This is a genomic window from Streptomyces nanhaiensis (genome assembly GCF_046614825.1).
GTDB lineage: Bacteria > Actinomycetota > Actinomycetes > Streptomycetales > Streptomycetaceae > Streptomyces > Streptomyces radiopugnans.
In genome coordinates, this window is the sequence record NZ_JBKJFM010000038.1 from 15772 (window position 1) to 40159 (window position 24388).

The following is a 24388-nucleotide window of genomic DNA, read 5'->3' on the forward strand; positions in this document are numbered from 1 at the left end:
CGAAGGTGCGGAACCGCCGTGCGCGCCGTGTGCGTCTGTGTCCCCGTGCAGCGTCATCACCCCGGCGGCTCCGCCGCCCACCGCATCCGTGCAGCGGGCCTCGTACTCCTCTGCTGCCACCTGCTGTTCGTCGGCTGGCTGACGCTGCGCCCCCTGTCCGTCCCCTGGGTCTCCCCCGCGAACCTGCGGCCCTTCGCCTCGATCCACGCCGATCTGGCGGACGGCCCCCGGGCGGCGCTGGAGGGCATCGGCGGCGGGCTGGCGCTGCTCGCCCCGCTGGGTGTGCTGCTGCCGATGGCGGCGGGCCGGGTGTCGTCGCGGCTGGGCTCGTGGGCGCGTACGGTCTTCGCCGCGGCGATGATCTCGCTCGGCATCGAGCTGGTGCAGCCCGCGGTGCCGGGGCAGGTGGCGGACGTGGACGCGCTGCTGCTCAACACCACGGGCGTGGCCCTGGTCCATCTGCTGTGCTACCCGGCGCTGCGCGCCCGGCTGCGCGCGGAGGCGCGGCGGGAGGGCTCCGGCGCACGGCGGCCCGGCTCCCCGGGGAGGGGGGATCAGGGTGCTCCCCCGAGGACTTCCAGGGTCGGGATCGCACCGTAGAGGGAGGCTTTCGCCCGTAACGCTCGTCTACGGTGGATCTGTCCCCGCCGATCGACGGCGTTCCGTCAAGAGCGAAGGAGTCCCGCCATGGCAGCAATCGTCCGCCCCAGCGACGACCGGATGATCGGTGGTGTGTGCGCCGGGCTGGCCCGCCGCTTCGGCACCACCCCGAACACGATGCGCGTGATCTTCCTGGTCTCCTGCCTGCTGCCGGGGCCGCAGTTCCTGCTCTACATCGCGCTGTGGATCCTGCTGCCGGACGAGCGGAAGGTGCACCGCACCGGCTGGTGACGCGCCCCGTACGGACGCCCCCGCACACAGGGGAACGGGCCGCGCGCCGGGGCGGCCCGGTGCGCGGCCCGTGGCGCCTCCCGTGGGTGGGGTGGAGGGAGGGGGGAGGCGCCGGAAGGGGAGAAGGGGGAGGCGTGTCAGCCCAGCAGTTTGCCGGTCTGCAGGGCACCGCTGAGCTTGCCCGTCGGCAGGTTGAGCATCGTCGGCTTCTCCGGGCTGCCCAGCGGCAGGCCGCCGAGCAGGTCCCGCACCGGGTCCTGCTTCTTGGTGTTGGGCTGCTGCCCGGCCTTGCCCTCGGCGGGAGCGGGCAGCGTCCTGGCCTGCTGGGGCGCGTCGGGGGCGGGCAGCGTCCTGGCGACCTCCTGCACGGGCAGGCTCTTCACCGCGCCTCCGGCGGTCTTGCCGAGCCCCAGGGTGTCCGCCGCGGAGGCGGTCCCGGCACCGGTTGCGGCGAAGGCGGCGCCGAGCACGGCGACACCGATCGTCTTCATCGTTCGCTGCTTCATCAGCTGGTACGTCCTCGTGTGGATGGCTTGAGCGGCCTCGCGAACGTAGCCAGGGCGCCGCACCCGCCGCAAACACCCCGAAACGGCCGGGCGCACGCCTCCGCCGTCGCGCCCGGCCGCCTCCCATCTCCTCCCCCGGTCGCCTCCGGCCGGAGGAACCGCTGGTCACAGGCCCTTGGCGACGGCCTCCCGGAACAGCCACTCGGCCTTCAGCTCGGCGTACCCGGGCTTGATCACCTCGTTGATCATGGCCAGACGTTCATCGAAAGGGATGAACGCGGACTTCATGGCGTTGACGGTGAACCACTGCATGTCGTCCAGCGTGTAGCCGAACGTCTCCACCAGGTGCCCGAACTCGCGGCTCATGCTGGTGCCGCTCATCAGCCGGTTGTCGGTGTTGACGGTGGCGCGGAAGCGCAGCCGCCGCAGCAGCCCGATGGGGTGCTCGGCGTACGAGGAGGCCGCACCGGTCTGGATGTTGGAGGTGGGGCACAGCTCCAGCGGAATCCGCTTGTCGCGCACGTACGCGGCCAGCCGGCCCAGTTTCACCGTGCCGTCGCCGGCGACGTGGATGTCGTCGATGATGCGCACCCCGTGGCCGAGCCGGTCGGCGCCGCACCACTGGAGCGCCTGCCAGATGGACGGCAGCCCGAACGCCTCGCCGGCGTGGATGGTGAAGTGGTTGTTCTCGCGCTTGAGGTACTCGAAGGCGTCCAGGTGGCGGGTGGGCGGGTGGCCCGCCTCGGCGCCCGCGATGTCGAAGCCGACGACGCCCGCGTCCCGGTAGCGGTTGGCCAGTTCGGCGATCTCCAGCGAGCGGGCGGCGTGCCGCATGGCGGTGAGCAGGACGCCGACGCGGATGCGCCGGCCGGCCTCGCGGGCCCGGCGCTCGCCCTCCCGGAAGCCCTCGTTGACGGCCTCGACGACCTCCTCAAGCGTCAGCCCCGCCTCCAGGTGCTGCTCGGGGGCGTAGCGCACCTCGGCGTAGACCACGCCGTCGGCGGCCAGGTCCTCGGCGCACTCGGCCGCGACCCTCACCAGCGCCTCGCGCGTCTGCATCACGGCGCAGGTGTGGGCGAAGGTCTCCAGGTAGCGCTCCAGGGAGCCGGAGTCGGCCGCCTCGCGGAACCATGTGCCCAGCGCCTCGGGGTCGGTCTCGGGCAGACCGTCGTAGCCGCACTCGCGGGCGAGCTCTGCGACGGTGGCCGGGCGGAGGCCGCCGTCGAGGTGGTCGTGGAGCAGCACCTTGGGGGCGCGGCGGATCTGGTCCGGGGTGGGGGCGGTGGTGACAGTCTCGCTCGTCATTGCCGCACTCTAGCGCCTACGCGCGTAGATATCACCCTTGGGCAGGTACACCCCCTGCCCGTACGCCGTCCGCGCACCGTCCGCACGCGGCCCAGGACGCTTTCGATACCCAACGGTGACCGCCCGGCACCGCTCGTACACCCCGGCTTCTGCCATCGTTTTCGCCGTGACTCAGCAGGCGTTGCCGCGTCGGGATGCGCGGCTGGGGCGGGCGTTCGGGGACGACCACGCGGTACAGGGCGTGGTCCTGCTGCTCCCGGGAGGGGCGGTCGCGAGCACGCGCGGCCGCTCCCGCCGGGCCGCGGCTGCGATGCTGCCGCTGGCGCGGCGGCTGGTGCGGGCGGGGGAGGGACACGACGTGGCCGCGCACGTCCTCCACTACCGCTACCGCGGCTGGAACGGCGCGGACGCCCACCCCGTGGAGGATGTCGAGTGGGCGCTGGAGGAGGTCGTGCGCCGCTACGGCGACGTCCCCGTGTGCCTGGTGGGCCGGGACATCGGCGGCCGGGCGGCGCTGCGGGCCGCGGGCCACCCGGCGGTCGTCTCCGTCCTGGCACTGGCTCCCTGGCTGCCGGGGACGTCCGAGGACGGCGGGGAGGAACCGGTGCGGCAGCTCGCCGGCCGGCGGGTGCTGATCGTGCACGGCACGGACGACGAGCACACCGGCCCGGACCTCTCCTACCGGCTGGCCGTGCGGGCCAAGAAGATCAACCCGGACGTCTGCCGCTTCGAGGTCCACACCGACGGCCACGCACTGCGCCAGCACCGCGCGGAAGTCCTCGCCCTGGCCGAGGACTTCGCCCTGGGCTCGCTGTGCGACCGGGACTTCGCCCGCCCGGTGGCCGACGCGCTGGCGGCCCCGCCGCCGCTGGGCCTGCGCATGCCGCTGGCGGCCGGCTTCGGCCGCTCCCTGCGCCACTGAGCGCGCCCTCCGGCGCGTACGGCCGCCCCACGCGCCCCTTACGCCAGCAGCCGCCCCCGGCGGCTGAGCAGGAACGTCCGGAACGCCGCCACCGGCGGGGTGTCCGGGCGGCCGTCCACCCAGGCCACCCCGATCTCCCGCACCGCCCGCGGCTGGGTGACCGCCAGCTCCCGCACCCCCGGCCGGGGCACGGCCGGGGGCGGCAGCAGGGCCACCCCCAGGCCCGCGGCGACCAGCCCGCGCAGCGTCTCGGCCTCCTCCCCCTCGAACGCGATCCTCGGCTTGAAGCCCGCCTCGGCGCACAGCGCGTCGAAGATCCGCCGCATCCCGTAGCCCGGCTCCAGGGTGATGAACGGCTCCTGCGCCGCCTCCGCCAGCCGTACCCGCCTGCGCCGTGCCAGCGGGTGCTCCTCGGGCACGACCAGCCGCAGCCGCTGCTCGTCCAGCCGCCGCGCGGCCAGATCCGGGGCGTCCGGCACCGGGGAGGTCAGGCACAGGTCCAGATCCCCGGCGCGCAGCCGCTCGATCATCGCCTCGCCGTACGTCTGCACCAGGGAGAAGCGCACCCGGGGGTGGTCGGCGCGGAAGGAGCGGATCAGCGCGGGCACGGTCTCCGACCCCAGCGTGTGCAGGAAGCCGAAGGCCACCTTGCCCGAGGCCGGGTCCGCGTCCGCCCGCACCGCCTCCGCCGCCTGCTCCACCGAGCCCAGCGCCCGCTCCACCGAGGCCAGGAACGTACGCCCGGCGGGCGTCAGCGAGACCGTCCGCCCCCGCCGCGCGAACAGCGCGACCCCCAGGTCGTCCTCCAGCCGCGCCATCGCCCGGCTGAGCGTGGACTGCGGCACCCCCAGCTCGCCGGCCGCCCGCGTGACGTGCTCGTGCCGGGCCACGGCGACGAACTGCGCCAGCCTCGGGGTGAGCACGGCGGCCCAGGAACCGGGGTCGATGTGGGGGGCGCCGCTGGATGTGTCGGATGTAACCGAGATGTCTTTTCTGTTGCCGACCGGTGACACGACACCCTCCCATCTCGTCTTATGCGCTCCTGCATGAAGAACAGCACCTTTGTGCATTGGACGCATCAGATCGCTGATCGTACGTTCGAGGCATGCCTTCCGTCGATACCGGGGCACCTGCCCGCACAGGTGCCTCTCCCGAGCGTTTCCCGTCCTCCCCCCGGCGCATCAGCCTCGCCCTCTTCGCCGTGGGCCTGGCCACCTTCGCCCTGCTGTTCTCCACCCAGCCCCTGCTGCCCGCCCTCTCCGCCGACTTCGGCGTGACGCCGGGACAGGCGAGCTGGACCGTCTCGGCCGCCACCATCGCGCTCGCGGTGGCCGTGCTGCCGCTGTCCGCCCTGTCCGAGCGCTTCGGACGGCGCGCCCTGATGACGGGCTCCCTGGCGGTCGCGGTCGCGGTGGCGGTGGCGCTGCCCTTCGCCCCCAGCCTGGAGGTCCTGATCGCGCTGCGGGCCCTGCAGGGCGCGGCGATCGCGGGCATCCCGGCCTCGGCGACGGCGTACCTGGCGGAGGAGGTACGGCCCGCCGCGCTGGTCGGGGCGATCGGCCTGTTCGTGGCGGGCAACAGCGTCGGCGGGATGACCGGCCGCGTCCTCACCGGCTGGGTCGCCGAGGGCTGGGGCTGGCGCGCCGGGCTCGCGGCGGTCGGCGTGCTCGCCCTGCTGTGCGCCCTCGCCTACCGGCTGCTGATCCCCCGGGCGCACAACTTCACCCCCGCCTCACTGCGCCCCGCCGAGCTGCTGAACACCGTGCGCGGCCACCTGTCCGACGGGCTGCTGGTGCGGCTGTACACCCTCGGCCTGCTGTTCATGACCGTCTTCGGCGCGGTCTACACGGTGGTCGGCTACCGGCTGACGTCCGAGCCCTTCGGCCTCTCCCAGGGCCTGGCCGGCTCCGTCTTCGTGATCTACCTCGTCGGCACCGTCGCCTCGGCCGCCGCCGGGCGCCTGACCGGACGGCTCGGCCGCCGCGGCGCGCTCTACCTGGCCATCGGCGCCACCGCCGCCGGTCTGCTGCTGACCCTCGGCGACACCCTCGCGGCCGTGCTGCTGGGCCTGGTCCTGGTCACGGCGGGTTTCTTCGCGGGCCACGCGGTCGCCTCCGGCTCGGTGGGCCGCACGGCGAAGACGGGCCGGGCCCAGGCCTCGGCGCTCTACCAGATGGCGTACTACGTCGGCAGCTCCCTGGGCGGCACGCTGGGCGCGATCGCCTACCACGCGGCGGGCTGGAGCGCGACGGTCGCCTTCTCCCTGACCGCCCTGGTCCTCGCCGCGGGCGTCACCCTCTACGCCACGCGCCGCGCGGTGGTCCAGCGCCGCCTGGCGGTCGCACGGACCTGCTGAGCTCCACCCTCCCGCGGGCGTCTTTCCGGCCGGCTCAGCCGGCGGGGAAGGCGCCCGTGTCGATGCTGAGGCCGAAGGGATCGGGGAGGAGGACCTTGTCCCCGAACTTCCCCGCGTGCAGCACCCGGTAGACATCCTCCTTCGGCTCCCCGTAGAGCGTCACGGTCGGGCCGCCGGGCGCCCAGCGGTCGACCAGCAGATACAGCGGCACCCCGGCCTGGGCGTAACCGGCGGGCTTGCTGATCCGGTCGTGCCGGGCGTTGGACGACGAGGTGATCTCCACGACGAGTTCCGCATCGTCCGCCGGGACAAACCGATCCGCATCCCTCATCGCGGTTTTCGGCACGACCAGGAGGTCGGGGATGTAGATCCCGCTGCGGGAAGGAACGGAAACGCCCTGAGTCTGGTAGATGCCCCAGTCTCGGGGGATCACCGTGTACAACGCCCGCTGGATCTCGTCAGCGATGTCGTTGTGATCCTTGGCAGGCGGTGGTGACACCGTAACGACCCCGTCAATGATCTCCACCTTGGAGCCCTCGGGCCCGTCCGTCTCCTCCCAGAGCCGGACCAGGTCGTCCCAGCCGTGGGCACGCCCCGGCCCCGGATCGACGGTGAGTGCGCTCATGGCGGTCTCCTCTATCGGTGCGTCACCGATCCCAGCGTGCCCAACGCACCCCGCGCGGGTCCACCGTTCCCATTCACCCGAACGGGGAACCTCGCAGGTCAGGCAGCGGCGGTCCGCTCGGGCGCGGCGAGCCAGACGAGCCGGGCCGTGACGCCCACCTCCCGCCCGAACCACCACACGGCCCGCTCCGGCGAGCCGAGCACGAACTGCGAGGCGCCGTCGGCGCCGCTCACCTGCGTACGCCCGTCCTCGTACACCGTGCCCCACGCGGCGACGCACCCGTCCAGCTCTCCGTGGCCCGCATCCCACATCTGGACCACGGCGAACTGCCGCGGCGCGAGGTCCACCACCATCGCCCGCAACTCCTCCTCGAAGCGCCCCGAGCCTGCGGCTCCGGGATTTCCGCGCGGTCCGGAGCCGCCGTTCTGCGGGGATACGGTGTTCATGAACGCCTCCTGCGGAAGGGGGGTGAACGCGACTGTGCGACCTGGCGGAAGCAGCCGCACCGGTCGCGGTGCGCCCCACCGCAGCGAGATGGGTGGTATGCATTCCATGGAAGCGAAAGAATGCATACCCTTATTCGCTCTCCGGGGTGACCACCGGGAACTGTGTACGAGCCAGGGAGAACGACCATGCCGCCGAGCAAGGTCCCACCGACCATCCGGCAAAGACGCCTGGGCGCGGAGCTTCGCCGGCTGAGAGAACAGGCAGGGCTGTCCGCCACCCGGGCCGGCGAACTCCACGGCACCACCCAGGCGCGCATCAGCGGCATCGAGTCCGGCGGCTATCCGGTGAGCGCCGAACGCGTACGGGCTCTGGCCCGCTTGTACTCGTGCACGGACCAGGCCCTCATCGACGCCCTCGCCTCGATGACAGGCGGACGGACACGCGGCTGGTGGGAGGAGTACCGGGAGATCCTTCCGGCCGGAGCACTCGACCTCGCCGAACTCGAACACCACACGGTCTCGATGCGCATCGCCTCGGTGATCCACGTGCCCGGCCTCCTCCAGACCGCAGAACACGCACGCGCGGTCATCAGCGATGTCGTTCCCTCGCTCGCCCCGCCCGACGTGGAGCATCGCGTCTCCTTCCGGATCAAACGGCAGACAATCCTCTACAGAGACGAGCCGGTCCCGTTGACGGCGGTAATCCACGAAGCCGCCCTCCGCATGGGCTTCGGAGGCCCGGCCGTGGCCCGCGCTCAACTCACGCACCTCATCGAGATGGGCGAGCGCGAGAACATCACCGTCCTGGTGATCCGGTTCGGTGCGGGCACCTTCCCCAGTTCGGGGCAGTCCGTCGTCCACTGCCACGGCCCCGTGCCGGAGCTGGACACCATTCAACTCGACACGGACCACGGCTCAGAATTTCTCGACGCCCACGCACAGTTGATGAAGTACCGCACCGTCGTGAGTCGTATGGAAGGCTGCGCTCTCGCCCCAGCCGATTCCCGTGACCTGATGCACCGCATCGTCCGAGAGATCTGAGAAGGAGTGCGCATGTCCAACCTTGCCTGGCAGAAGTCCACTTACAGCGGCGAGGCCGCCAACTGCGTATACGTGGCCGCGGGTGACGACGGCACCATCAAGCTGCGCGAGAGCGATCACCCCGGCACTGTCCTGACCACCACGCCCGAGAGGCTGGCCGCCTTCATACGCAGCGCAAAGGCGGGCGAGCTCGACCGCTTCACCGGTTCCTGACCTGGGCCGGGGCGCGGTGGGGGCCGGGTGCGTGCGGGGGTCGGTGCCGGTCCGCCTGGTCCGGGCGCCGGCGCCGCGGTCAGGCTTCCGTGCCGGCGGATTCCGCCGGCACGGCCTCCCCCGACTCCGGTCCATCGTCGCCGCCGCCGACGGTGCCGACGTGCCGCAGCACGACGGCGGACAGGACCGAGAGCACCAGGGCGCACACCGCGGCGACGAGCATCGCGGTGTTCAGCCCGGAGGTGGCCGCCTCCCTGGCCTGGTCGAGCCAGCCGGCGGGCATCCGGTGTGCAGAGGACACCGCGCCGGCGAGGCTGTCGCCCGCCACGTCGGCCACCTCGGGCGGCGTACCGGCGGGGATCTCGTCGCCGATACGGCCGCGGTAGACCGCGGTGGCCAGACTGCCCAGGATCGCCACGCCCAGGGCGAGGCCCAGTTCCTGCACGGTCTCCGACATCGCCGAGGCCGAACCGGCCTTCTCCGGCGGCGCGGCTCCCACCACCAGGTCCGTGCCCAGGGCCGCGATCGCCCCGAGTCCGAGGTAGACGAGGCCGAAACCGGTCACCATCAGGGCGATTCCGCCCGAGGCGTCCACCTGGGCGAGCAGCACGTAGCCGACCGTGGACAGCGCCAGGGCGGTGGCCACCACGATCCCCGGCGGCACACGGCGCGCGACCAGTGGCGCCCCGATCGCGGCCAGGAACATCATCATCGCGGGCGGTCCCATCCACAGGCCCGCTTCGACGGCGGGCAGTCCCTCCACGAGCTGGAGCTGCTGGGTGATCAGCAGCATCGAGCCGCCGACGCCGACCAGGCCGGCGAGCAGGACGCCCAGCGCGGCGCTGAACGTGCGGTCGGAGAACAGGCGCACGTCCAGCAGCGGGCTCGCCAGCCTGCCCTGGCGCCGGACGAACAGCACCGCGAAGACCAGGCCGGTCACCGTGGCGGTGATCACGGGAACGCCGGGGCCGTCCTCGGCGAACCGCTTCACCGCGTAGATCACCGGCAGGATCGCGGTCAGCGACAGCGCGACGCCGAGCAGGTCGAACCGGCCACTGTGCGGCGCCCGGTACTCGGGGATCAGCAGCGGCGCGGCCACCAGCAGCACGATCGCGACCGGAACCGCGAGGAGGAACACCGAACCCCACCAGAAGTGGTCCAGCATCACGCCGCCGACCACCGGCCCGAGCGCCATGCCGAGCGCGAAGCTCGTCGCCCAGATGCCGATGGCCAGTGAGCGCCGGCGCTGATCGGCGAACATGTTGCTGATCAGGGCCAGGGTGGACGGCATCAGCGTGGCACCGGCGATCCCCAGGGCCGCGCGCGCGGCGATGAGCGTTTCGGCGCTGGGGGAGTAGGCGGCCAGCACGGAGACGGCTCCGAATGCGGCGGCCCCGGTCATCAGCAGCCTGCGGCGGCCGATCCGGTCGCCCAGCGTGCCCATGGTGATCAGGAAGCCGGCGATCAGGAAACCGTAGGCATCCATGATCCACAGCTCTTCGGTGCCGCTCGGGCGCAGGTCCTCCGCCAACGAGGGGAGGGCCAGGTACAGCACGGTGACATCGAGGCCCAGCAGCACGGTGGGCAGCGAAAGGACGGCCAGGCCCGTCCACTGCCGGGCACCGGCCCTGCGTACGGTCGTTGTGCTCATGGCACTCCCATGCGTTTCGAGTCCGGGAACGTGTCCCGTCACCGTGCCGACCGTCACGCACGATTTCCTGAGGGTCGCCCGGCGATACACTGCGGCCATGCGTTACGGGGTGCTCGGCCCTCTGACCGTCTGGGACGCCGAGGGGCGGCCGATCAGGGTCCCCGAGGCGAAAGTGCGCGCCCTGCTGGCGGACCTGCTGGTCCACGGGGGCGGACCGGTTCCGGCGGACCGTCTGATCGAGGACCTGTGGGCGGGCGACCCACCGGGCGGGGCGGTCAACACACTGCAGACCAAGATCTCCCAACTGCGCCGCGTGCTGGGCCGGGAGCAGGTGGTCCGCGAGCCCGCCGGCTACCGGCTGCTGCTCGCGGACGACACGGTCGACGCGCTGCGTTTCCAGGAACTGGCCGAGCGCGCCCGCGCGCACGAGGAACCGGCGGTGAGGCGGGACCTGTTCGCCGACGCGCTCGCGCTGTGGCGGGGCCCGGCCTACGCCGACGTGGCCGACTCCCTGTTCGCCCGCGGTGAGATCGCCCGGCTGGAGGAGCTGCGCCTCACCGTCGCCGAGGACCAGGCCGAAGTGCGGCTGACGCTGGGCGAACACACGGCGCTGGCGGCGGAGCTGGGGGACCTGGTGGCGCGGCATCCGCTGCGCGAACGACTGCGCATGGCCCATATGCGCGCGCTGTACCGGGCCGGGCGGCAGGGCGATGCGCTGCGGAGCTTCCAGGAGCTGCGGCGCCGGCTGGCCGAGGAACTGGGGGTGTCGCCCGGGCCGGGAGTCTCCGCGCTGTACGAGGCGATCCTGCGCCAGGAGCCGCGGCTGGCCGCGCCCGCCGTCGAGTCGCCGTCGTGCCGTACCAACCTGCCCACGCCGCTGACCCCGCTGATCGGTCGGCGCGAGGCGGTCGACCAGGTGCGGGCACGGCTGGGCCCGGGCGCGGACACCCGCCTCGTCACGCTCACCGGTCTCGGTGGAGTGGGGAAGACGCGGCTGGCGATCGCCGCGGCACGCGACATGGCCGAACGGTTCTCCGACGGCGTCTGGTTGGTCGAACTGGCCGGTCTGGGTTCCACGTCGGCCCCGGACGACATCGCCGAGCGGGTCATCACGACACTGGGCCTGTGCGACACCGCGGCGACGGAGCCGGACCTGGACGACCTGGTGGGCTGGCTGTGCCGGGCTGTGGCCGGCAAACACCTGCTGATCCTGCTGGACAACTGTGAGCACCTCGTCGAGCCGGTCGCCGTGTTCGCCGGAGCCGTGCTGGCGGCGGTGCCCGCGGGGCACCTGCTGGTCACCAGCCAGGAAGTCCTCGGCATTCCCGGCGAGGTGGTGCATCCGGTGCCTCCGCTGGCGCTGCCGGAGCACAACGGTCCGGAGGCGGTCGCCCGGTCCAGCGCCGTCGAGCTGTTCGTGGAACGCGCGGCGGCAGCGGCGCCCGGCTTCGTGCTCGACGCGGACAACGCGGCGGCCGTTTCCGCCATCTGCCGTCGCCTCGACGGTATTCCGCTCGCGCTGGAACTCGTGGCGTCCCGGCTGCGGACGCTGAGCCCGGACGAGCTCGCCTCCTGTCTGAGCGACCGGTTCGCCCCGCCCGAGGTCCGGGTGCGCGGGCTTCCGGCCCGGCAGCAGACGCTGCGGGGCATGCTCGACTGGAGCTGGCAGCTGCTGTCTGCGGACGAGCGGACCGTGCTGCGACGCCTCGCCGTACATGCGGACGGCTGCACCCTGCAGTCCGCCGAGGCGGTCTGCGCCGACCGGGACCTGGGCGCCGAGCGGGTGCCCGACCTGCTGTCCCGGCTGGTGGACCGCTCGCTGGTGGTCCGTGAGGCGAACCGGTTCCGGCTGCTCGAATCGGTGGCCGCCTACTGCGCCGAACGGCTGGCGGAGGCGGGCGAGGAGGCTGCCGTCCGCGCGCGGTTCATAAGCTGCTACACCGAGTTGGCCGAGCGGGAGAGCGAGCGGCTGCGCGGCCCGGACCAGCGGCGCTGCCTGGAGCGCCTGGACGCGGAGACCGTCAACCTGCGCCGCGCCCTCGACCTCGCGGCCGCCGGGAACGCCGCCGGATACGCGGTGCGGCTTGTGAACGCACTGACGTGGTACTGGTTCCTGCGCGGGCGGCTCACCGAGGCCCGCAGGTCGCTCCAGACGGCGCTGGGCACCGACGGCGCGACCGCTCCGGCCGCGCGTCTGGCGGCGCGTGCCTGGCTGACCGGCATCGAGCTGCGCACGTCGCCGACCGGCGCGACACATGTCCCGGCGGATGAGGATCCGACGGCCGGTGTCGGCGATCCCGTGCTGCGGGTCCGGTTGCAGTGGTTCGTCGGCACCGGTCTGACCGGCCACGGTCGCCACCGCGAGGGGCGGCGGCTGGTGGAGGCGAGCCTGGCCGGCGCGCGCGCCGCCCGAGACCGCTGGGGCGAGGCCGCGGCGCTGGTCGAGCTCGCGGGCCATGCCCCGGCCCAGGGCGAATCCCACGCGGAACTGGGCGCCGCGCTGTTCCACGAGGCCGGCGACCGCTGGGGCCGGCTCCGGGCCGCCCGGTCCATGGCGCTCGCGGCCGAACGCGACGGTGACCACGCGCGGGCGGAGCGGCTGCACCGGGAGGGTCTTCTGGCAGCCGAGGAACTCGGGCTGTGGACCGAGGTCGTCGAGGCACTGATCTGGCTCGGCAAGACCGCCCTGGCAGGCGGCCACGCCTCGCGGGCGGCGGAACTGTACGAGCGCGCGCTGTCCGTGTCGGCCGAACGGGCCTACAGCCGGGGTGAGATCCGTGCCGAGATCGGTCTGGGGCTCACCGCACGCCTCCGTGGTGACCGGGAAGCCGCCAAGCGCCACCTGAACCGGGCGCTGACCAGGAGCGGTTCGCCGGATCACGCCGCCGATGCCGCGACCGCGCCGGCGGAACTGGACCTCGTCCCCCGGGCATGACCGGGTCCGTGCGCCGCCCGCTTCACCGGGGGACGGCCTCTCGGCCGTGTGCACGGAGGTGCGGTGTGGCGTGTGGGAAACCGGCCCGCAGCCGGGCGACGGCGGGAGGGGACGGGGAGGGGCGGACGTTCCGGACACTTGGGGTTCCCCATGCCGGAGGCCAGGGGCGTGATCTGCGGGCAACAGGCGCTCCATGGAGCGGTGCACGTCCAGGCCCGTAGATCATGCCGTCCGGAATGTTCGCCCCGGACCGGCCCCGGCCCCCGCACGCACCCGCACCCGCACCCGGAGAACAAACACCCTCTTCCGCGTTAACCCGGGGTTGCGGAACCGGTCGCCCCGGGGGAATTCCTTTCCGGTTCGGAAATCAATCGGAACGAGCTCACCGGAGGAAGGCGTCCGCCGATAGTCTGGCGCTGCCTCGTGGAGCAGAGCGGGGCAGCCGCGGGAGCGCCCGAGGGGAGGGCGTTCCGATCGCGGTTCCGGGGGCGCGGCGAAAGCAGGGGGAATTCACCGCGTGGACGGCCGCGCGTTCCGGCACGCGCAGGCGCCCGAAGGCGCCGAATTCGCTTTTCCGCCGCCCCGGAATCATCACCGCCGATTCACCGAAGGTGAGGACGACCCGTGCGACGCATGACCTCCGTTCTTCTGGCCCTGAGCGCTCTGGTGGGGGCCTGCGCGCTGACGGCCCCGGCGGCCGTGGCCGCCCCGCAGACCGGCCGTCCGGCCGCCGCGCAGGCCGCCGTACCGGCCGGCTGGGAGGTGGTCGAGGGGGACGGGATCGCAGCTCTGAACGGTGGGACGGACGGCAGGCGCTCCCCCGCCGCCCAGGGGCCCGCCGCCCAGGACCTCACCGCTCAGGACGCCGCCGCGGACGAGGTCTCCCTCATCGCGATGCAGTCGGTCCGCAACGAGCGGTTCGTGGCGACCGAGAAGAACTACCCGGCTCCCAACACCGGTGCGCTGCGGGCCCGTTCCGCCGAGTTCGGCGGTTCCTGGGAGGGCTTCGCCTTCGAGTGGGACCAGACCACCGAGACCTACGCCCTGAGGTCGCTGGCCAACAACCTGTACGTGGCGGTGGAGAAGAACTTCACCGGCAGCTCCCAGAACCTGCTGCGCGCCCGCTCCACCGGTGTGGGCGGCTGGGAGCGGTTCATCGTGTACTACAACGAGGAGCTGGACCGCTGGGCGCTCCAGTCCACGCTGAACGGCCTGTTCGTCGCCATGGAGAACGGCTACACCGGCTCGCTCCAGTACGCGCTGCGCGCCCGTTCCGCCCAGATCGGCGGTTCGTGGGAGGAGTTCGTCCTCTACGACCTGGGCGCCTGAGCCCCGGCCGGACGGACGGAGAAGCGCCCGTACCCCACGTCCCGGGGGTACGGGCGCCTCCGTGTGCGCGGCCCGCCCGCACGTGTGCGTCCCGCCCACCGCGTGCGCTCCGCGATGCGCATGAAGGTGATCGAGCGGGGCGGGAAGGTGCGGGCGAAGGCGGTGTCCACACCGTCGATCACCGATTCCTCCGGCCGGATCGGCCGCTCGCCGGCGGTGCCGACCGCGTCCGGGTCGCCTCGCAGGCCGGTCAGGCGGGCGGTCGGTGCGACGGCCGCGCCCGGGCCGAGGTCGATGCTCGTACGGGCCGGTGCCTCCTGCGCGTTGACGACCTTGAGGATCTTGACGATCGGTTCGCCGGTCGCCTCGTCACGGGTGACGACCTGGTGGAAGGACTCGGCGACCGCGTCGGATGCCGCGGTCGGTCTCGTCCGGTCGGGTGCCGCCCGCTCCCGCGCGGGAGTACGTGGACTCCGGTCTCCTGGCCGAGGCGGAGAAGCTCTACTCCCAGGCTGTCGACGGGTCCCCGGACGACTGCGCCGTCAAGGGGCTCGAAGACGTCTCGGAGCACCGGCGGAAGGCGGCCGGGTACGTGGCCGACGGCCGGCGGCTCCTCGGTGAGGGGCGGCCGCAGGAGGCGGCGGAGAAGTTCGGCGAGGCCCTCGAACAGGACCGGGGGGACACCGAGGCGATCGGCGGGCTCGCCGAGGCGCGCTCCTACGGAGAGACCGGGGGACTCCCCTCCGCGGACTCCCGCTGGGACCTCTTCTACGCCAGGTGGCTGCTTCCGCTGCTGACGCTGTCCGGGATCGGGCTCGCCGCGCTCGGTGTCCTGCTGGTGCTCAGCAGTCTCGGCGCACGTGTGCTGGTGAGACCCGAGTCCGTCGCCTGGCCGAAGAAGTGGCGGCGGCTTCTGCGATGGGCCGTTTTCCTGGCGCTGTCGGCGTCGGCGGCCACGCTGCCCCTGTGCGTCATGTACGGCTCCTTCCCCGTGTCCGGCCCGGTCGCAGCCGGCTGGCTCCTGCTGGCCCTCGTCGCCCTGGTCCCCCTCCTGGCGTTCTCGGCGATCCGGGCGCTCCGCGACGAGGACCCCCGCGACGGAAGCACGGGTGAGCGCCGGGCGCCGGAGTGGCCCGGGGCCCTGTCCCCCTGGAAGCGGGCATTCCTCGCGCTCGCGGGCGTCTGCGCCGCGGGGATCGCCGTGATCGCCCTCCGTCACTTCGGGCTCCACGCCACCGACCAGTTCCCCGTCCTGTACGCCGCGCTCACCCTGTTCGGCGTCGTCATGGCCGCGGTAGTCCTCGGGCAGAACCTGCGCCTCCAGGTCTCCGTGCAGTCGCCGGACGGCTCGACGGACGCGGTCGCCACCGACTACCTCCTCGCCCGGATGCTGACCCTCGGGCTGGAGACCCGTCACCGCCTGTCCGCGGTGAGCGCTCTGACGTCGTTCAGCGCGGTCAGGACGGAGGATCTCAGCACCCTGCCCTCGGGCAAGGTCCTCGGCGCGCTCTCCCAGTTGCTGTTCGCCCTCCGCCCGGACCTCACCTGGCGTGTCCGGGCCTCCCTCCTCGACGCCGACCGCATCGCGGTCTCCCTCACCCGCAACGGGCGCCACGCGGGCAGCACCGTCTTCAGCCGGCGCGACCTGGGCCTGTCCGAGGTCGCCGGGCAGGCGCCCCCGGAGGATCCTCCGGCCAGAAGGCGGGCCCGGGCGCAGCTGCTGACCGGGGCCGCCGCCTTCGTCCTGACGCGGCTGCGCGACTCCCACCCCCATCTGCGGGAGAACCTCTACGGCGCCCGGCAGTGGCGCAGCGTCACCCTCCAGGTGATCGCGACCAGCCGCTCGCTCATCGACGACCCGGCGCTGAAGCCGGAACTCCTGGGGAGAGCCGTGGACTTCGACCCGGGGAACGTCTCGGCCCGGCTGGACTACCTGTGGGCCGTCCAGGAGTCCGTCTCGTCCCCCCTGCGGCCGGACGCCTACCGGGCCGTCGCCCTGGAGGTGGACCGGCATCTGGAGGCCTCCCTGCCGGGCAGGGGGGAGAAGGGCTGGGAACCGCTGCGGATCCGCGCCTGGCACCGCAGCGCCGTTCAGTGGATCAGGCTGTGCGCGGTGGAGCGACAGGCGCACAGGAGGGAGGAGTACCTGGACCGCGCCGACCGGGCGGTGGGTGAACTCGGCGACTGCCTGGCCGGGTACGTCGGGCGATCCGGCCGGGCGCCGGAGCTCCTGACCCTGGCCCGGCAGCTCGGCCCGATCGTCGGGACGCTGAGGTGCGAGGTCGACGCGCTCCGGGGCGACCGCGCCTCCTCTCCACCGTGGACCGAACACCTCACACCGCAACTGGCCTATGAAAGAGCCCGGTTGGCCGCCCTCGGCGACGGCCCGGCCACCAGGGCCCTTCGCTTCCTGCGGCTGGCCGCTCCCGTGAGGGAGCTCAGGGCGGAGGCTTCGAAGGACCCCGGTTTCCAGACCCTGTGGAAGGACAAGGAGTTCGGGAGTCTGACCGACCCCATGGGGACGGGCCCCTGAGTCCGTCCCCACGGAAGAGCCGCCGCCCCCGCCGCACGGCGGCTCGTGGCCGTGCGGCGGGGGCGGCGGGGGATGGACGGATGTCAGGCGATGCGGTCCAGGATCAGGGGGGTGGGCTCGGCCGAGGCCGTGTCGGCGATGCCGATCGCGTCGCCGGCGAGGGCCTCGAGCGCGTAGTCGAAGCGCTCGGGAGTGTCGGTGTGGAGGGTCAGCAGCGGGGCCCCGGCGGTGACCCGGTCACCGGGCTTGGCGTGCAGTTCCACCCCGGCCCCGGCCTGCACCGGGTCCTCCTTGCGGGCGCGGCCCGCGCCCAGGCGCCAGGCGGCGACGCCGACGGCGTACGCGTCCAGTCTGGTCAAGGTGCCGGAGGCGGAGGCGGTCACGGTGTGCCGCTCGCGGGCGGTGGGCAGGGGCGCGTCCGGGTCGCCGCCCTGGGCGGCGACCATGCGGCGCCAGTGGTCCATGGCCGAGCCGTCGGCCAGCGCCTTGGCCGGGTCGGCGTCCGGCAGCCCGGCGGCGTCGAGCATCTCGCGGGCCAGCGCCAGCGTCAACTCGACGACGTCGGCCGGACCGCCGCCGGCCAGGACCTCCACCGACTCGCGGACCTCCAGGGCGTTGCCCGCGGTCAGGCCGAGCGGGGTTGACATGTCGGTGAGCAGGGCGACGGTGCGCACCCCGTGGTCGGTGCCGAGCCCGACCATGGTGGAGGCCAGCTCCCGGGCGTCCTCGAGGTTCTTCATGAACGCGCCGGAGCCGACCTTGACGTCCAGGACAAGCGAGCCCGTCCCCTCGGCGATCTTCTTGGACATGATCGAGGAGGCGATCAGCGGGATCGCCTCGACGGTGCCGGTGACGTCGCGCAGCGCGTAGAGCTTCTTGTCGGCCGGGGCCAGCCCGTCGCCGGCCGCGCAGATCACCGCGCCGACCGAGCGCAGGACGTCCATCATCTCGTCGTTGCTCAGCAGCGCCCGCCAGCCGGGGATGGACTCCAGCTTGTCCAGCGTCCCGCCGGTGTGGCCCAGGCCGCGGCCGGAGAGCTGGGGGACGGCCGCGCCGCAGGCGGCGACCAGCGGGGCGAGCGGCAGGGTGATCTTGTCGCCGACGCCTCCGGTGGAGTGCTTGTCGGCGGTGGGCCGGGGCAGGGAGGAGAAGTCCATCCGCTCACCGCTTGCGATCATCGCGGCGGTCCAGCGGGCGATCTCCTCGCGCTCCATGCCGTTGAGCAGGATCGCCATGGCCAGGGCCGACATCTGCTCGTCGGCGACCTCGCCGCGGGTGTAGGCGTCGATGACCCAGTCGATCTGGGCGTCGCTGAGACGGCCCCGGTCGCGCTTGGTGCGGATGACGGAGATGGCGTCCATCGGTCGGTGGTCCTCCTCGGGAGGGGTCGGGGGCGCGGGCTCGGTGATCGCCCGGGGGCCGGCTGCCGGCGGTCGGCCGGAGGCGGCGGCCGGGGATCAGCGGCCGGGGATCAGCGGCCGTCCGCGTCGGCGAGGTCGTCGGGGCCGAAGGCGTCCGGCAGGAGGTCGGACAGCGGCCGGACGCCGGAGGCGGTGTCGACCGCCAGGTCCGGGCCGCCGTGCTCCCACAGCAGCTGGCGGCAGCGGCCGCACGGCATGAGGATCTCGCCGCGGCCGTCGCAGCAGGTGAAGGCCACCAGCCGGCCGCCGCCGGTGGCGGCCAGCTCCGAGACCAGGCCGCACTCGGCGCACAGCGCGACGCCGTAGGCGGCGTTCTCCACGTTGCAGCCGCCGACGATCCGGCCGTCGTCCACCAGCGCGGCGGCGCCGACCGGGTACTTGGAGTACGGGGCGTAGGCCCGGGACATCAGCTCCCGGGCCCGCTCCCGCAGCGCCGGCCAGTCGGCCCGGCCGGCGCCTGTCGTACGGGACTCGCTCACCTACTTGCCCTCGCCCTTCCGGTAGGCGTGCCCGTTGGCCTTCGGCATCCGCAGCCGCTGCGCGGACATGGCCAGCACCAGCAGCGTGGCGACGTACGGGGCGGCGCTGACGAACTGGCTGGGCACCTGGTCCACCGAGGAGTACCAGACGAACAGCACCAGGCCGGTGACCGCCGCGACCGCGCCGGTCAGGTACTTCTTCCGGTAGATCGCCCAGGCGGTGGCCAGCACCAGCAGGATCGCCAGCAGCAGGAGCAGGGCGTGGACGTTCTGCCCGCCGCCGCGCAGGTTGAGGCTGTCGGTGTAGCCGAAGAGGCCGGCGCCCAGGGCCAGTCCGCCCGGCATCCAGTTGCCGAAGATCATCGCGGCGAGGCCGATGTAGCCGCGTCCGCCGGTCTGGCCCTCCAGGTAGATGTTGGAGGCGACCTCGGCGAGGAACGCGCCGCCCATGCCGGCGAAGCCGCCGGAGATCATCACGGCGATGTACTTGTACTTGTAGACGTTGACGCCCAGGCTCTCGGCCGCGATCGGGTTCTCGCCGCAGGAGCGCAGCCGCAGGCCGAAGCCGGTGTTCCACAGCACCCACCGGCTGAGCGGGATCATGGCGACGGCCACGATCGTCAGCAGGGAGAGGTTGGTGACCAGCCCGCCCAGCAGTCCGGCGACGTCGGAGACGACGAACCAGTGCTTGGCGTTGAGCGCCGTCAGCGCGTCGGAGACCCCGGGGACGGTGATCTGCCCTATCGACTCGATGGGCGGGGACTGCTTGCTGGTGCCGCTCTCCATCTCGGCGAAGGTGAAGCTGGACAGGTAGCGGGTGGCGCCGACGGCGAGGATGTTGATGGCCACGCCGGAGACGATGTGGTTGACGCCGAAGGTGACGGTGGCGATCGCGTGCAGCAGGCCGCCCAGCGCGCCGCCGACGATGCCCATGACCACGCCCGTCCACGGGCCCCACTGGACGCCGGCCCAGGCGCCGAACCAGGTGCCCAGGATCAGCATGCCCTCCAGACCGATGTTGATCACACCGGCCCGCTCGGCCCACAGGCCGCCCAGTCCGGCCAGCCCGATGGGCACGGCCAGCCGCAGGGCGGTGGAGGTCTGCCCGACGGAGGTGATGCCGTGGGCACCGGTGATCAGCCGTACGGCGGAGACCAGCACCAGCAGGCCGGCGATCACGAGCATCCACTCGGCCAGGGTCAGCCGGCGGCGGGCGGGCTTCTTCGGCTGCTGTGCGGCCGGCCGCTTGTCGAGGACGGTGCTCATGCCGACACCTCCTTGCGGTTCTTCGGACCGGTGCCGGCGCCCTCGCCTGCGGCGGCGGCCTCGGCGGCGAGTTCCTCGCCGACCTTCTGCTGCTGGCGGCGCAGGCCGTAGCGGCGCACGGACTCGTAGCTGATGACGACCGCCATCACGATCAGGCCCTGCATGATCGTGGCGATCTCCTTCTCGTAGCCGTTGTAGTCGAGCGTCGGCGAGGCCTTGTCGAGGAAGGCGATGAGCACCGCTCCGAGGGCTATGCCGAGGGGGTGGTTGCGGCCGAGCAGGGCGATGGTGATGCCGGTGAAGCCCACGCCCGCGGGGAAGTCCAGGCTGTAGGTGTGGGCGTCGCCGAGCAGGACGGGCATGCCGGCCAGACCGGCGACCGCGCCGGAGATCAGCATGCTGGTGAGCACCATGCGCCTGGCGTCGACGCCGCTGGCGCTGGCGGCGCTGGCGCTGGCGCCGGTGGCGCGCAGGTCGAAGCCGAACCGGGTGCGGTTGAGGACCAGCCAGTACAGCAGGCCGCACAGGGCGGCGACGACGGTGAAGCCGTAGATCTCGCCGGCCTCGCCCAGGTCGAGGCCGGGGAACCAGCCGGACTCCGGTATCAGCCCGGTGGTGAGGTTGTTGCCGCGCGCCTCGCCGAACTGGGCGGGTAGGACGAGGTAGGCGATGATGCTGGTCGCGATGGAGTTGAGCATGATCGTCGAGACGACCTCGCTCACCCCGCGGGTGGTCTTCAGGATGCCCGCGATACCGGCCCAGAAGCCGCCCACCAGCATCGCGACGACCAGGATCAGCGCGATGTGCAGGGGCCCGGGCAGGGTGACCGAGGCGCCGACGAGGGCCGCGGCCATCGCGGCGAGCCGGTACTGCCCGTCGACCCCGATGTTGAACAGGTTCATGCGGAAGCCGACGGCCACCGCGAGCGCGGCCAGGTAGTACGTGGCGGCCTGGTTGACGATGAGCACCTGGATGTCGGCGTGCATCGCGTACTCGGCCATCAGCACGTAGGGCTGGACGGGGTTCAGACCGGAGGCGACCAGCACCACCGAGGTCAGCAGCACGGCGACGACGATGGCCAGCGCCGGTCCGCCGACGGCCAGGATCAGCCGGTCCTTGTCGAACTTCTTCATCGGTCCTCTCCCCCGTCCCGGCCCGCGGCGGCGGTCCCGTCGGCGGCTGCTGCGGCGGCTGCGGCGGCCGGGGCCGCCGCCTCGTCGTCGAGACGGCCGGAGGCCGCGCCGGTCATGGCGGAGCCCAGGGCCTCAGGGGTGATCGTGGCGGGGTCGGCTTCGGCGACCAGTCGGCCGCGGTACATCACGCGCAGGGTGTCGGACAGGCCGATCAGCTCGTCGAGGTCGGCGGAGATCAGCAGGACGGCCAGGCCGGCGCGGCGCGCGGTGCGGATCTGGTCCCAGATCTGCGCCTGCGCGCCGACGTCCACGCCGCGCGTGGGGTGGGCGGCGATCAGGAGCCGGGGTTCGTGGCTCATCTCGCGGCCCACGATCAGCTTCTGCTGGTTGCCGCCGGACAGGGAGGCCGCGGTGACGTCGATGCCGGGGGTGCGCACGTCGTACTCGGCGACGATCCGCTCGGTGTCGGCGCGGGCGGCCTTGATGTCCAGCCAGGGCCCCCGGCTGTTGGGGGGTTCGGTGACGTGCCCGAGTATGCGGTTCTCCCACAGGGGGGACTCCAGCAGCAGGCCGTGGCGGTGGCGGTCCTCGGGGATGTAGCCGACGCCGCCCTCGCGGCGGCGGCGGGTGGGCCAGCCGGTGATGTCCTCGTCGCCGAGGACGATGGTCCCGCCGTCGGCCTGGCGGATGCCGACCAGCGCCTCGATCAGCTCGGTCTGGCCGTTGCCCTCCACACCGGCCAGGCCCAGCACCTCGCCCTTGTGGATGGTGAAGGAGACGCCGTCCAGGATGGTGCGGGCGCCGTCGACCGGGTCGTATCCGCTGAGGGTGAGGTCGTCCACCCGGAGCATGGGGGTCTCGGTGACGGTGGACTCGCGGGTCTCCGGGGAGGGCAGCTCCGCGCCGACCATCAGCTCGGCGAGCTGCTTGACGGTGACGTCGCGGGGGGTGACGGAGGCGACGGTGGTGCCGCGCCGGATGACGGTGATGTCGTCGGCGACCGAGAGCACCTCGCCCAGCTTGTGCGAGATGAAGATGACGGTCAGTCCCTCGGCCTTCAGCTCGCGGAGGTTGGCGAAGAGCGCGTCCACCTCCTGCGGCACGAGCACGGCGGTCGGCTCGTCGAGGATGAGGATGCGGGCGCCGCGGTAGAGCACCTTGAGGATCTCCACGCGCTGGCGGTCGGCGACCCCGAGGTCCTCCACCACGGCGTCGGGGCGGATGCCCAGGCCGTAGGCGTCGGAGATCTCCCTGATCCGGGCGCGGGCCTTCGACCCGATCCCGTGCAGCTTCTCGCTGCCCAGGACGGTGTTCTCCAGGACGGTGAGGTTGTCGGCCAGCATGAAGTGCTGGTGGACCATGCCGATGCCCCGGGCGATGGCGTCGCCGGGGTCGGAGAAGCTCACCTCCTGCCCGTCGACGGCGACGGTGCCCTCGTCCGGCTTCTGCATGCCGTAGAGGATCTTCATCAGGGTCGACTTGCCCGCGCCGTTCTCGCCGACGATGGCGTGCACGGTCCCCTTGCGGACGGACATGTGGATGTCGTGGTTGGCGACGACACCGGGGAAGCGCTTGGTGATCCCGGTCAGTTCGACTGCCGGAGGACTGCTGGACGCGTTGATGGTGCACTCTCCTCGGGCTAAGGAGCGGCTCGTAGGGAGCACGGCGGCGGGGGCGGATGGCCACGGGGTGGGCCGGGGGTGGGCCGCCGGGCCGTGCGGGTGAGGGCGACGCTACCGCCTCGACGGTTGGCTACGCGCGTAGAGCGCATTCCGTGCAGTGGGCCCGGCCGGAAGGGGGCCGCCGCCGTGAGCGGTGCGGCCCTCCTCGGCCGGGCCCGTGCCGGGGCCGCGCGGGCGGCGGCCGGACGTCCGGGCGGACGTCCGGCCCCGCTTGCGCTCCGGCGCCGGGCCGGATCGGTCGGGCGGGAGGGGTCAGGACTCGGTGCCGACCTTGATCTCGCCGCCGATGATGCCCTCCCTGGCCTTCTTCACGGCCTCCTGGAGTTCGGTCATCTCGGTGAAGGCCGGGTTGGAGTCGGCCAGGCCGACGCCGCCGGACTCCAGGTCGAAGCGGCTCTCGCCGCTCATCGGCTCGCCGTCCTGGACGGACTTGACCAGGTTGTAGACCGCGCCGGAGACGTCCTTGGTCATGGAGGTCAGGATGCTGTCCTTGTACTTGGCCAGCGTCTTCTGCTCGTACTGGTCGGAGTCGACGCCGATGACCCACTTGTCCTTGGCGGCGACGGCCTCGATGACGCCCTGGCCCGCGAGGCCGGCGGCGTGGTAGATCACGTCGGCGTCGGCGTCGAGCTGGCCGCGCGCGGCCTCCTTGCCGAGGTCCGGCTTGGAGAAGCCGTCCATGTTCGGCGGCTGGGTCAGGTACTGGGTCTTGACCTGGATGGACTTGTCGGTGTCCTTGACGCCCTGGACGAAGCCCGCCTCGAACTTCTTGATCAGCGGGACCTCGACGCCGCCGACGAAGCCGACGACCTTGGACTTGGTGGCCTTGGCCGCGGCCACGCCCGCCAGGTAGGAGCCCTGCTCCTCGCTGAAGACCAGGTTGGCGACGTTGTCCGCCTTGACGGTGTCGTCGTCGATCAGGCCGAAGGTGGTCTTCGGGAACTTCTCGGCGACCTCCTCGATCGGCTTGGCGTAGGCGAAGCCCACGCCGATCACGGGGTTGTAGCCCTGGCGGGCCAGGTCGGTGAGGCGCTGGACCTTGTCGGCGTCCGACTCGCCGTCGGAGGGCTCGACGTCCTCGCCGCCGATGCCGAAGTCCTTCTTCGCCTTCTCGAAGCCGGTGTAGGCGGCGTCGTTGAACGACTGGTCGCCGCGGCCGCCGACGTCGTAGGCGAGGGCTATGCCCTTGCCCTTCTTGGCGGAGTCGGAGGAGTCCGAGGAAGCGGACTCCGTGGATGTGCTGCCACACGCGGTGGCGCTGAGGGCGAGGGCGGCGGCGGTGCCGACCGCGGCAGCGAGCTTGCTTACCCGGCGCAAGAGGACTTCCCTTCGCTCGAAGCGCCTCCGTTGGCGCTGGCTTCCGCCGCATCGTAACGCGCGTAGATGCCAGGAAAAGGGCTCTTGCGGAGCCGTTATCAGTTCGGTGTTAACAGCTGGTGCCCACGCCCTTGTGGAGGGTGACGCGGAGGTCTCCCCCGGGGCGCCGGGCACCGCGGGCGGGGTGCGCCGTCCCGGTCCGCCGGTGGCGGCGCCGGGTCTCGGCTTTCCGTCCGGCCCCCGCCCCACCTGCGCTTTCCCTGCCGCCGCGGGGGGCGGGCGGCAAACGCGGCGGATCCGGGCACCGCGCGGGAGGAGAGGCGGACGGGGCCGGGGC

The 24388-nt window shown here is 72.7% G+C and carries 21 protein-coding genes; 9 read left to right on the forward strand and 12 right to left on the reverse strand.

Annotated features, from left to right (window positions below; all coding sequences use genetic code 11):
- Positions 1-45: 45 nt before the first annotated feature.
- Both ACLIYP_RS11715 and ACLIYP_RS11720 read left to right on the forward strand, forming a co-directional pair.
- Positions 46-600, forward strand: coding sequence for a VanZ family protein (locus ACLIYP_RS11715; RefSeq protein WP_412713087.1), 555 nt, complete (start codon positions 46-48; stop codon positions 598-600).
- Between the two features lie 87 nt (positions 601-687).
- On the forward strand, positions 688-891 hold the full coding sequence (locus tag ACLIYP_RS11720; protein WP_412713066.1) for a PspC domain-containing protein: 204 nt from the start codon (positions 688-690) through the stop codon (positions 889-891).
- Between the two features lie 137 nt (positions 892-1028).
- Here the strand turns inward: ACLIYP_RS11720 and ACLIYP_RS11725 are convergent, their stop codons facing one another.
- Entirely contained in the window at positions 1029-1397 is a 369-nt protein-coding gene (locus ACLIYP_RS11725) for an ATP-binding protein (protein ID WP_412713067.1), read from the reverse strand.
- Between the two features lie 165 nt (positions 1398-1562).
- Positions 1563-2702 (reverse strand): adenosine deaminase, encoded by a 1140-nt coding sequence (locus tag ACLIYP_RS11730; protein WP_412713068.1) that lies wholly within the window; start codon positions 2700-2702, stop codon positions 1563-1565.
- Between the two features lie 166 nt (positions 2703-2868).
- Here ACLIYP_RS11730 and ACLIYP_RS11735 point away from each other — a divergent pair, with 166 nt between their 5' ends.
- The gene (locus tag ACLIYP_RS11735; RefSeq protein ID WP_412713069.1) at positions 2869-3624 is read left to right on the forward strand and encodes an alpha/beta fold hydrolase; all 756 of its coding nucleotides are present in this window, start codon (positions 2869-2871) and stop codon (positions 3622-3624) included.
- 38 nt (positions 3625-3662) lie between these two features.
- On the opposite strand, the gene ACLIYP_RS11740 is transcribed toward ACLIYP_RS11735, so the two are convergent.
- Positions 3663-4637 carry a LysR family transcriptional regulator gene (locus ACLIYP_RS11740; protein WP_412713070.1) on the reverse strand — a complete coding sequence of 325 codons (975 nt, stop codon included), beginning with the start codon at positions 4635-4637 and terminating at the stop codon, positions 3663-3665.
- Between the two features lie 92 nt (positions 4638-4729).
- Between ACLIYP_RS11740 and ACLIYP_RS11745 the strand changes: the two genes are divergently transcribed.
- Positions 4730-5980 (forward strand): MFS transporter, encoded by a 1251-nt coding sequence (locus tag ACLIYP_RS11745; RefSeq protein WP_412713071.1) that lies wholly within the window; start codon positions 4730-4732, stop codon positions 5978-5980.
- A gap of 34 nt (positions 5981-6014) precedes the next feature.
- Here the strand turns inward: ACLIYP_RS11745 and ACLIYP_RS11750 are convergent, their stop codons facing one another.
- Positions 6015-6605 carry a Uma2 family endonuclease gene (locus ACLIYP_RS11750; RefSeq protein WP_412713072.1) on the reverse strand — a complete coding sequence of 197 codons (591 nt, stop codon included), beginning with the start codon at positions 6603-6605 and terminating at the stop codon, positions 6015-6017.
- A 98-nt stretch (positions 6606-6703) separates the two neighbouring features.
- On the reverse strand, positions 6704-7051 hold the full coding sequence (locus tag ACLIYP_RS11755; RefSeq protein WP_412713073.1) for a hypothetical protein: 348 nt from the start codon (positions 7049-7051) through the stop codon (positions 6704-6706).
- Positions 7052-7237: 186 nt separating this feature from the next.
- Here ACLIYP_RS11755 and ACLIYP_RS11760 point away from each other — a divergent pair, with 186 nt between their 5' ends.
- Together ACLIYP_RS11760 and ACLIYP_RS11765 are read left to right on the forward strand one after the other, a co-directional pair.
- Positions 7238-8092 (forward strand): helix-turn-helix domain-containing protein, encoded by an 855-nt coding sequence (locus ACLIYP_RS11760; RefSeq protein ID WP_412713074.1) that lies wholly within the window; start codon positions 7238-7240, stop codon positions 8090-8092.
- 12 nt (positions 8093-8104) lie between these two features.
- Positions 8105-8305, forward strand: a complete 201-nt coding sequence (locus ACLIYP_RS11765; protein ID WP_412713075.1) for a DUF397 domain-containing protein — start codon at positions 8105-8107, stop codon at positions 8303-8305.
- A 79-nt stretch (positions 8306-8384) separates the two neighbouring features.
- Here ACLIYP_RS11765 and ACLIYP_RS11770 read toward each other — a convergent pair whose 3' ends face one another.
- Positions 8385-9956: an MFS transporter gene (locus ACLIYP_RS11770; RefSeq protein ID WP_412713076.1), complete on the reverse strand. Its 1572-nt coding sequence runs from the start codon at positions 9954-9956 to the stop codon at positions 8385-8387.
- A 97-nt stretch (positions 9957-10053) separates the two neighbouring features.
- On the opposite strand from ACLIYP_RS11770, the gene ACLIYP_RS11775 reads away from it, so the two are divergent.
- The 3 genes from ACLIYP_RS11775 (at position 10054) to ACLIYP_RS11785 (ending at position 16753) form a co-directional block, all read left to right on the forward strand.
- The gene (locus ACLIYP_RS11775; protein WP_412713077.1) at positions 10054-12891 is read left to right on the forward strand and encodes a BTAD domain-containing putative transcriptional regulator; all 2838 of its coding nucleotides are present in this window, start codon (positions 10054-10056) and stop codon (positions 12889-12891) included.
- Positions 12892-13524: 633 nt separating this feature from the next.
- Positions 13525-14220 carry a fascin domain-containing protein gene (locus ACLIYP_RS11780; RefSeq protein ID WP_412713078.1) on the forward strand — a complete coding sequence of 232 codons (696 nt, stop codon included), beginning with the start codon at positions 13525-13527 and terminating at the stop codon, positions 14218-14220.
- Between the two features lie 466 nt (positions 14221-14686).
- On the forward strand, positions 14687-16753 hold the full coding sequence (locus tag ACLIYP_RS11785) for a hypothetical protein (RefSeq protein ID WP_412713079.1): 2067 nt from the start codon (positions 14687-14689) through the stop codon (positions 16751-16753).
- An 83-nt stretch (positions 16754-16836) separates the two neighbouring features.
- On the opposite strand, the gene ACLIYP_RS11790 is transcribed toward ACLIYP_RS11785, so the two are convergent.
- The 6 genes from ACLIYP_RS11790 to ACLIYP_RS11815 form a co-directional block, all read right to left on the reverse strand.
- Positions 16837-18114, reverse strand: coding sequence for a thymidine phosphorylase (locus ACLIYP_RS11790; RefSeq protein WP_412713080.1), 1278 nt, complete (start codon positions 18112-18114; stop codon positions 16837-16839).
- Between the two features lie 110 nt (positions 18115-18224).
- On the reverse strand, positions 18225-18581 hold the full coding sequence (locus tag ACLIYP_RS11795; protein ID WP_093661752.1) for a cytidine deaminase: 357 nt from the start codon (positions 18579-18581) through the stop codon (positions 18225-18227).
- A 72-nt stretch (positions 18582-18653) separates the two neighbouring features.
- Positions 18654-19919, reverse strand: a complete 1266-nt coding sequence (locus ACLIYP_RS11800) for an ABC transporter permease (protein WP_093661622.1) — start codon at positions 19917-19919, stop codon at positions 18654-18656.
- Positions 19916-21052, reverse strand: coding sequence for an ABC transporter permease (locus ACLIYP_RS11805; RefSeq protein WP_412713081.1), 1137 nt, complete (start codon positions 21050-21052; stop codon positions 19916-19918). Before ACLIYP_RS11805 ends, ACLIYP_RS11800 begins: the two co-directional genes overlap by 4 nt.
- The gene (locus ACLIYP_RS11810; RefSeq protein ID WP_412713088.1) at positions 21049-22587 is read right to left on the reverse strand and encodes an ABC transporter ATP-binding protein; all 1539 of its coding nucleotides are present in this window, start codon (positions 22585-22587) and stop codon (positions 21049-21051) included. Before ACLIYP_RS11810 ends, ACLIYP_RS11805 begins: the two co-directional genes overlap by 4 nt.
- A 399-nt stretch (positions 22588-22986) precedes the next feature.
- Entirely contained in the window at positions 22987-24051 is a 1065-nt protein-coding gene (locus tag ACLIYP_RS11815; RefSeq protein ID WP_412713082.1) for a BMP family lipoprotein, read from the reverse strand.
- Positions 24052-24388 lie beyond the last annotated feature (337 nt).

Coding starts and splice junctions, on each gene's coding strand:
- ACLIYP_RS11795 (WP_093661752.1), bottom strand. CDS start 18,581: ATGTCCCGGGCCTACGCCCCGTACTCCAAGTACCCGGTCGGCGCCGCC.
- ACLIYP_RS11750 (WP_412713072.1), bottom strand. CDS start 6,605: ATGAGCGCACTCACCGTCGATCCGGGGCCGGGGCGTGCCCACGGCTGG.
- ACLIYP_RS11805 (WP_412713081.1), bottom strand. CDS start 21,052: ATGAAGAAGTTCGACAAGGACCGGCTGATCCTGGCCGTCGGCGGACCG.
- ACLIYP_RS11755 (WP_412713073.1), bottom strand. CDS start 7,051: ATGAACACCGTATCCCCGCAGAACGGCGGCTCCGGACCGCGCGGAAAT.
- ACLIYP_RS11790 (WP_412713080.1), bottom strand. CDS start 18,114: ATGGACGCCATCTCCGTCATCCGCACCAAGCGCGACCGGGGCCGTCTC.
- ACLIYP_RS11780 (WP_412713078.1), top strand. CDS start 13,525: ATGACCTCCGTTCTTCTGGCCCTGAGCGCTCTGGTGGGGGCCTGCGCG.
- ACLIYP_RS11765 (WP_412713075.1), top strand. CDS start 8,105: ATGTCCAACCTTGCCTGGCAGAAGTCCACTTACAGCGGCGAGGCCGCC.
- ACLIYP_RS11725 (WP_412713067.1), bottom strand. CDS start 1,397: ATGAAGCAGCGAACGATGAAGACGATCGGTGTCGCCGTGCTCGGCGCC.
- ACLIYP_RS11720 (WP_412713066.1), top strand. CDS start 688: ATGGCAGCAATCGTCCGCCCCAGCGACGACCGGATGATCGGTGGTGTG.
- ACLIYP_RS11760 (WP_412713074.1), top strand. CDS start 7,238: ATGCCGCCGAGCAAGGTCCCACCGACCATCCGGCAAAGACGCCTGGGC.
- ACLIYP_RS11800 (WP_093661622.1), bottom strand. CDS start 19,919: ATGAGCACCGTCCTCGACAAGCGGCCGGCCGCACAGCAGCCGAAGAAG.
- ACLIYP_RS11745 (WP_412713071.1), top strand. CDS start 4,730: ATGCCTTCCGTCGATACCGGGGCACCTGCCCGCACAGGTGCCTCTCCC.
- ACLIYP_RS11775 (WP_412713077.1), top strand. CDS start 10,054: ATGCGTTACGGGGTGCTCGGCCCTCTGACCGTCTGGGACGCCGAGGGG.
- ACLIYP_RS11770 (WP_412713076.1), bottom strand. CDS start 9,956: ATGAGCACAACGACCGTACGCAGGGCCGGTGCCCGGCAGTGGACGGGC.
- ACLIYP_RS11730 (WP_412713068.1), bottom strand. CDS start 2,702: ATGACGAGCGAGACTGTCACCACCGCCCCCACCCCGGACCAGATCCGC.
- ACLIYP_RS11810 (WP_412713088.1), bottom strand. CDS start 22,587: ATGTCCGTCCGCAAGGGGACCGTGCACGCCATCGTCGGCGAGAACGGC.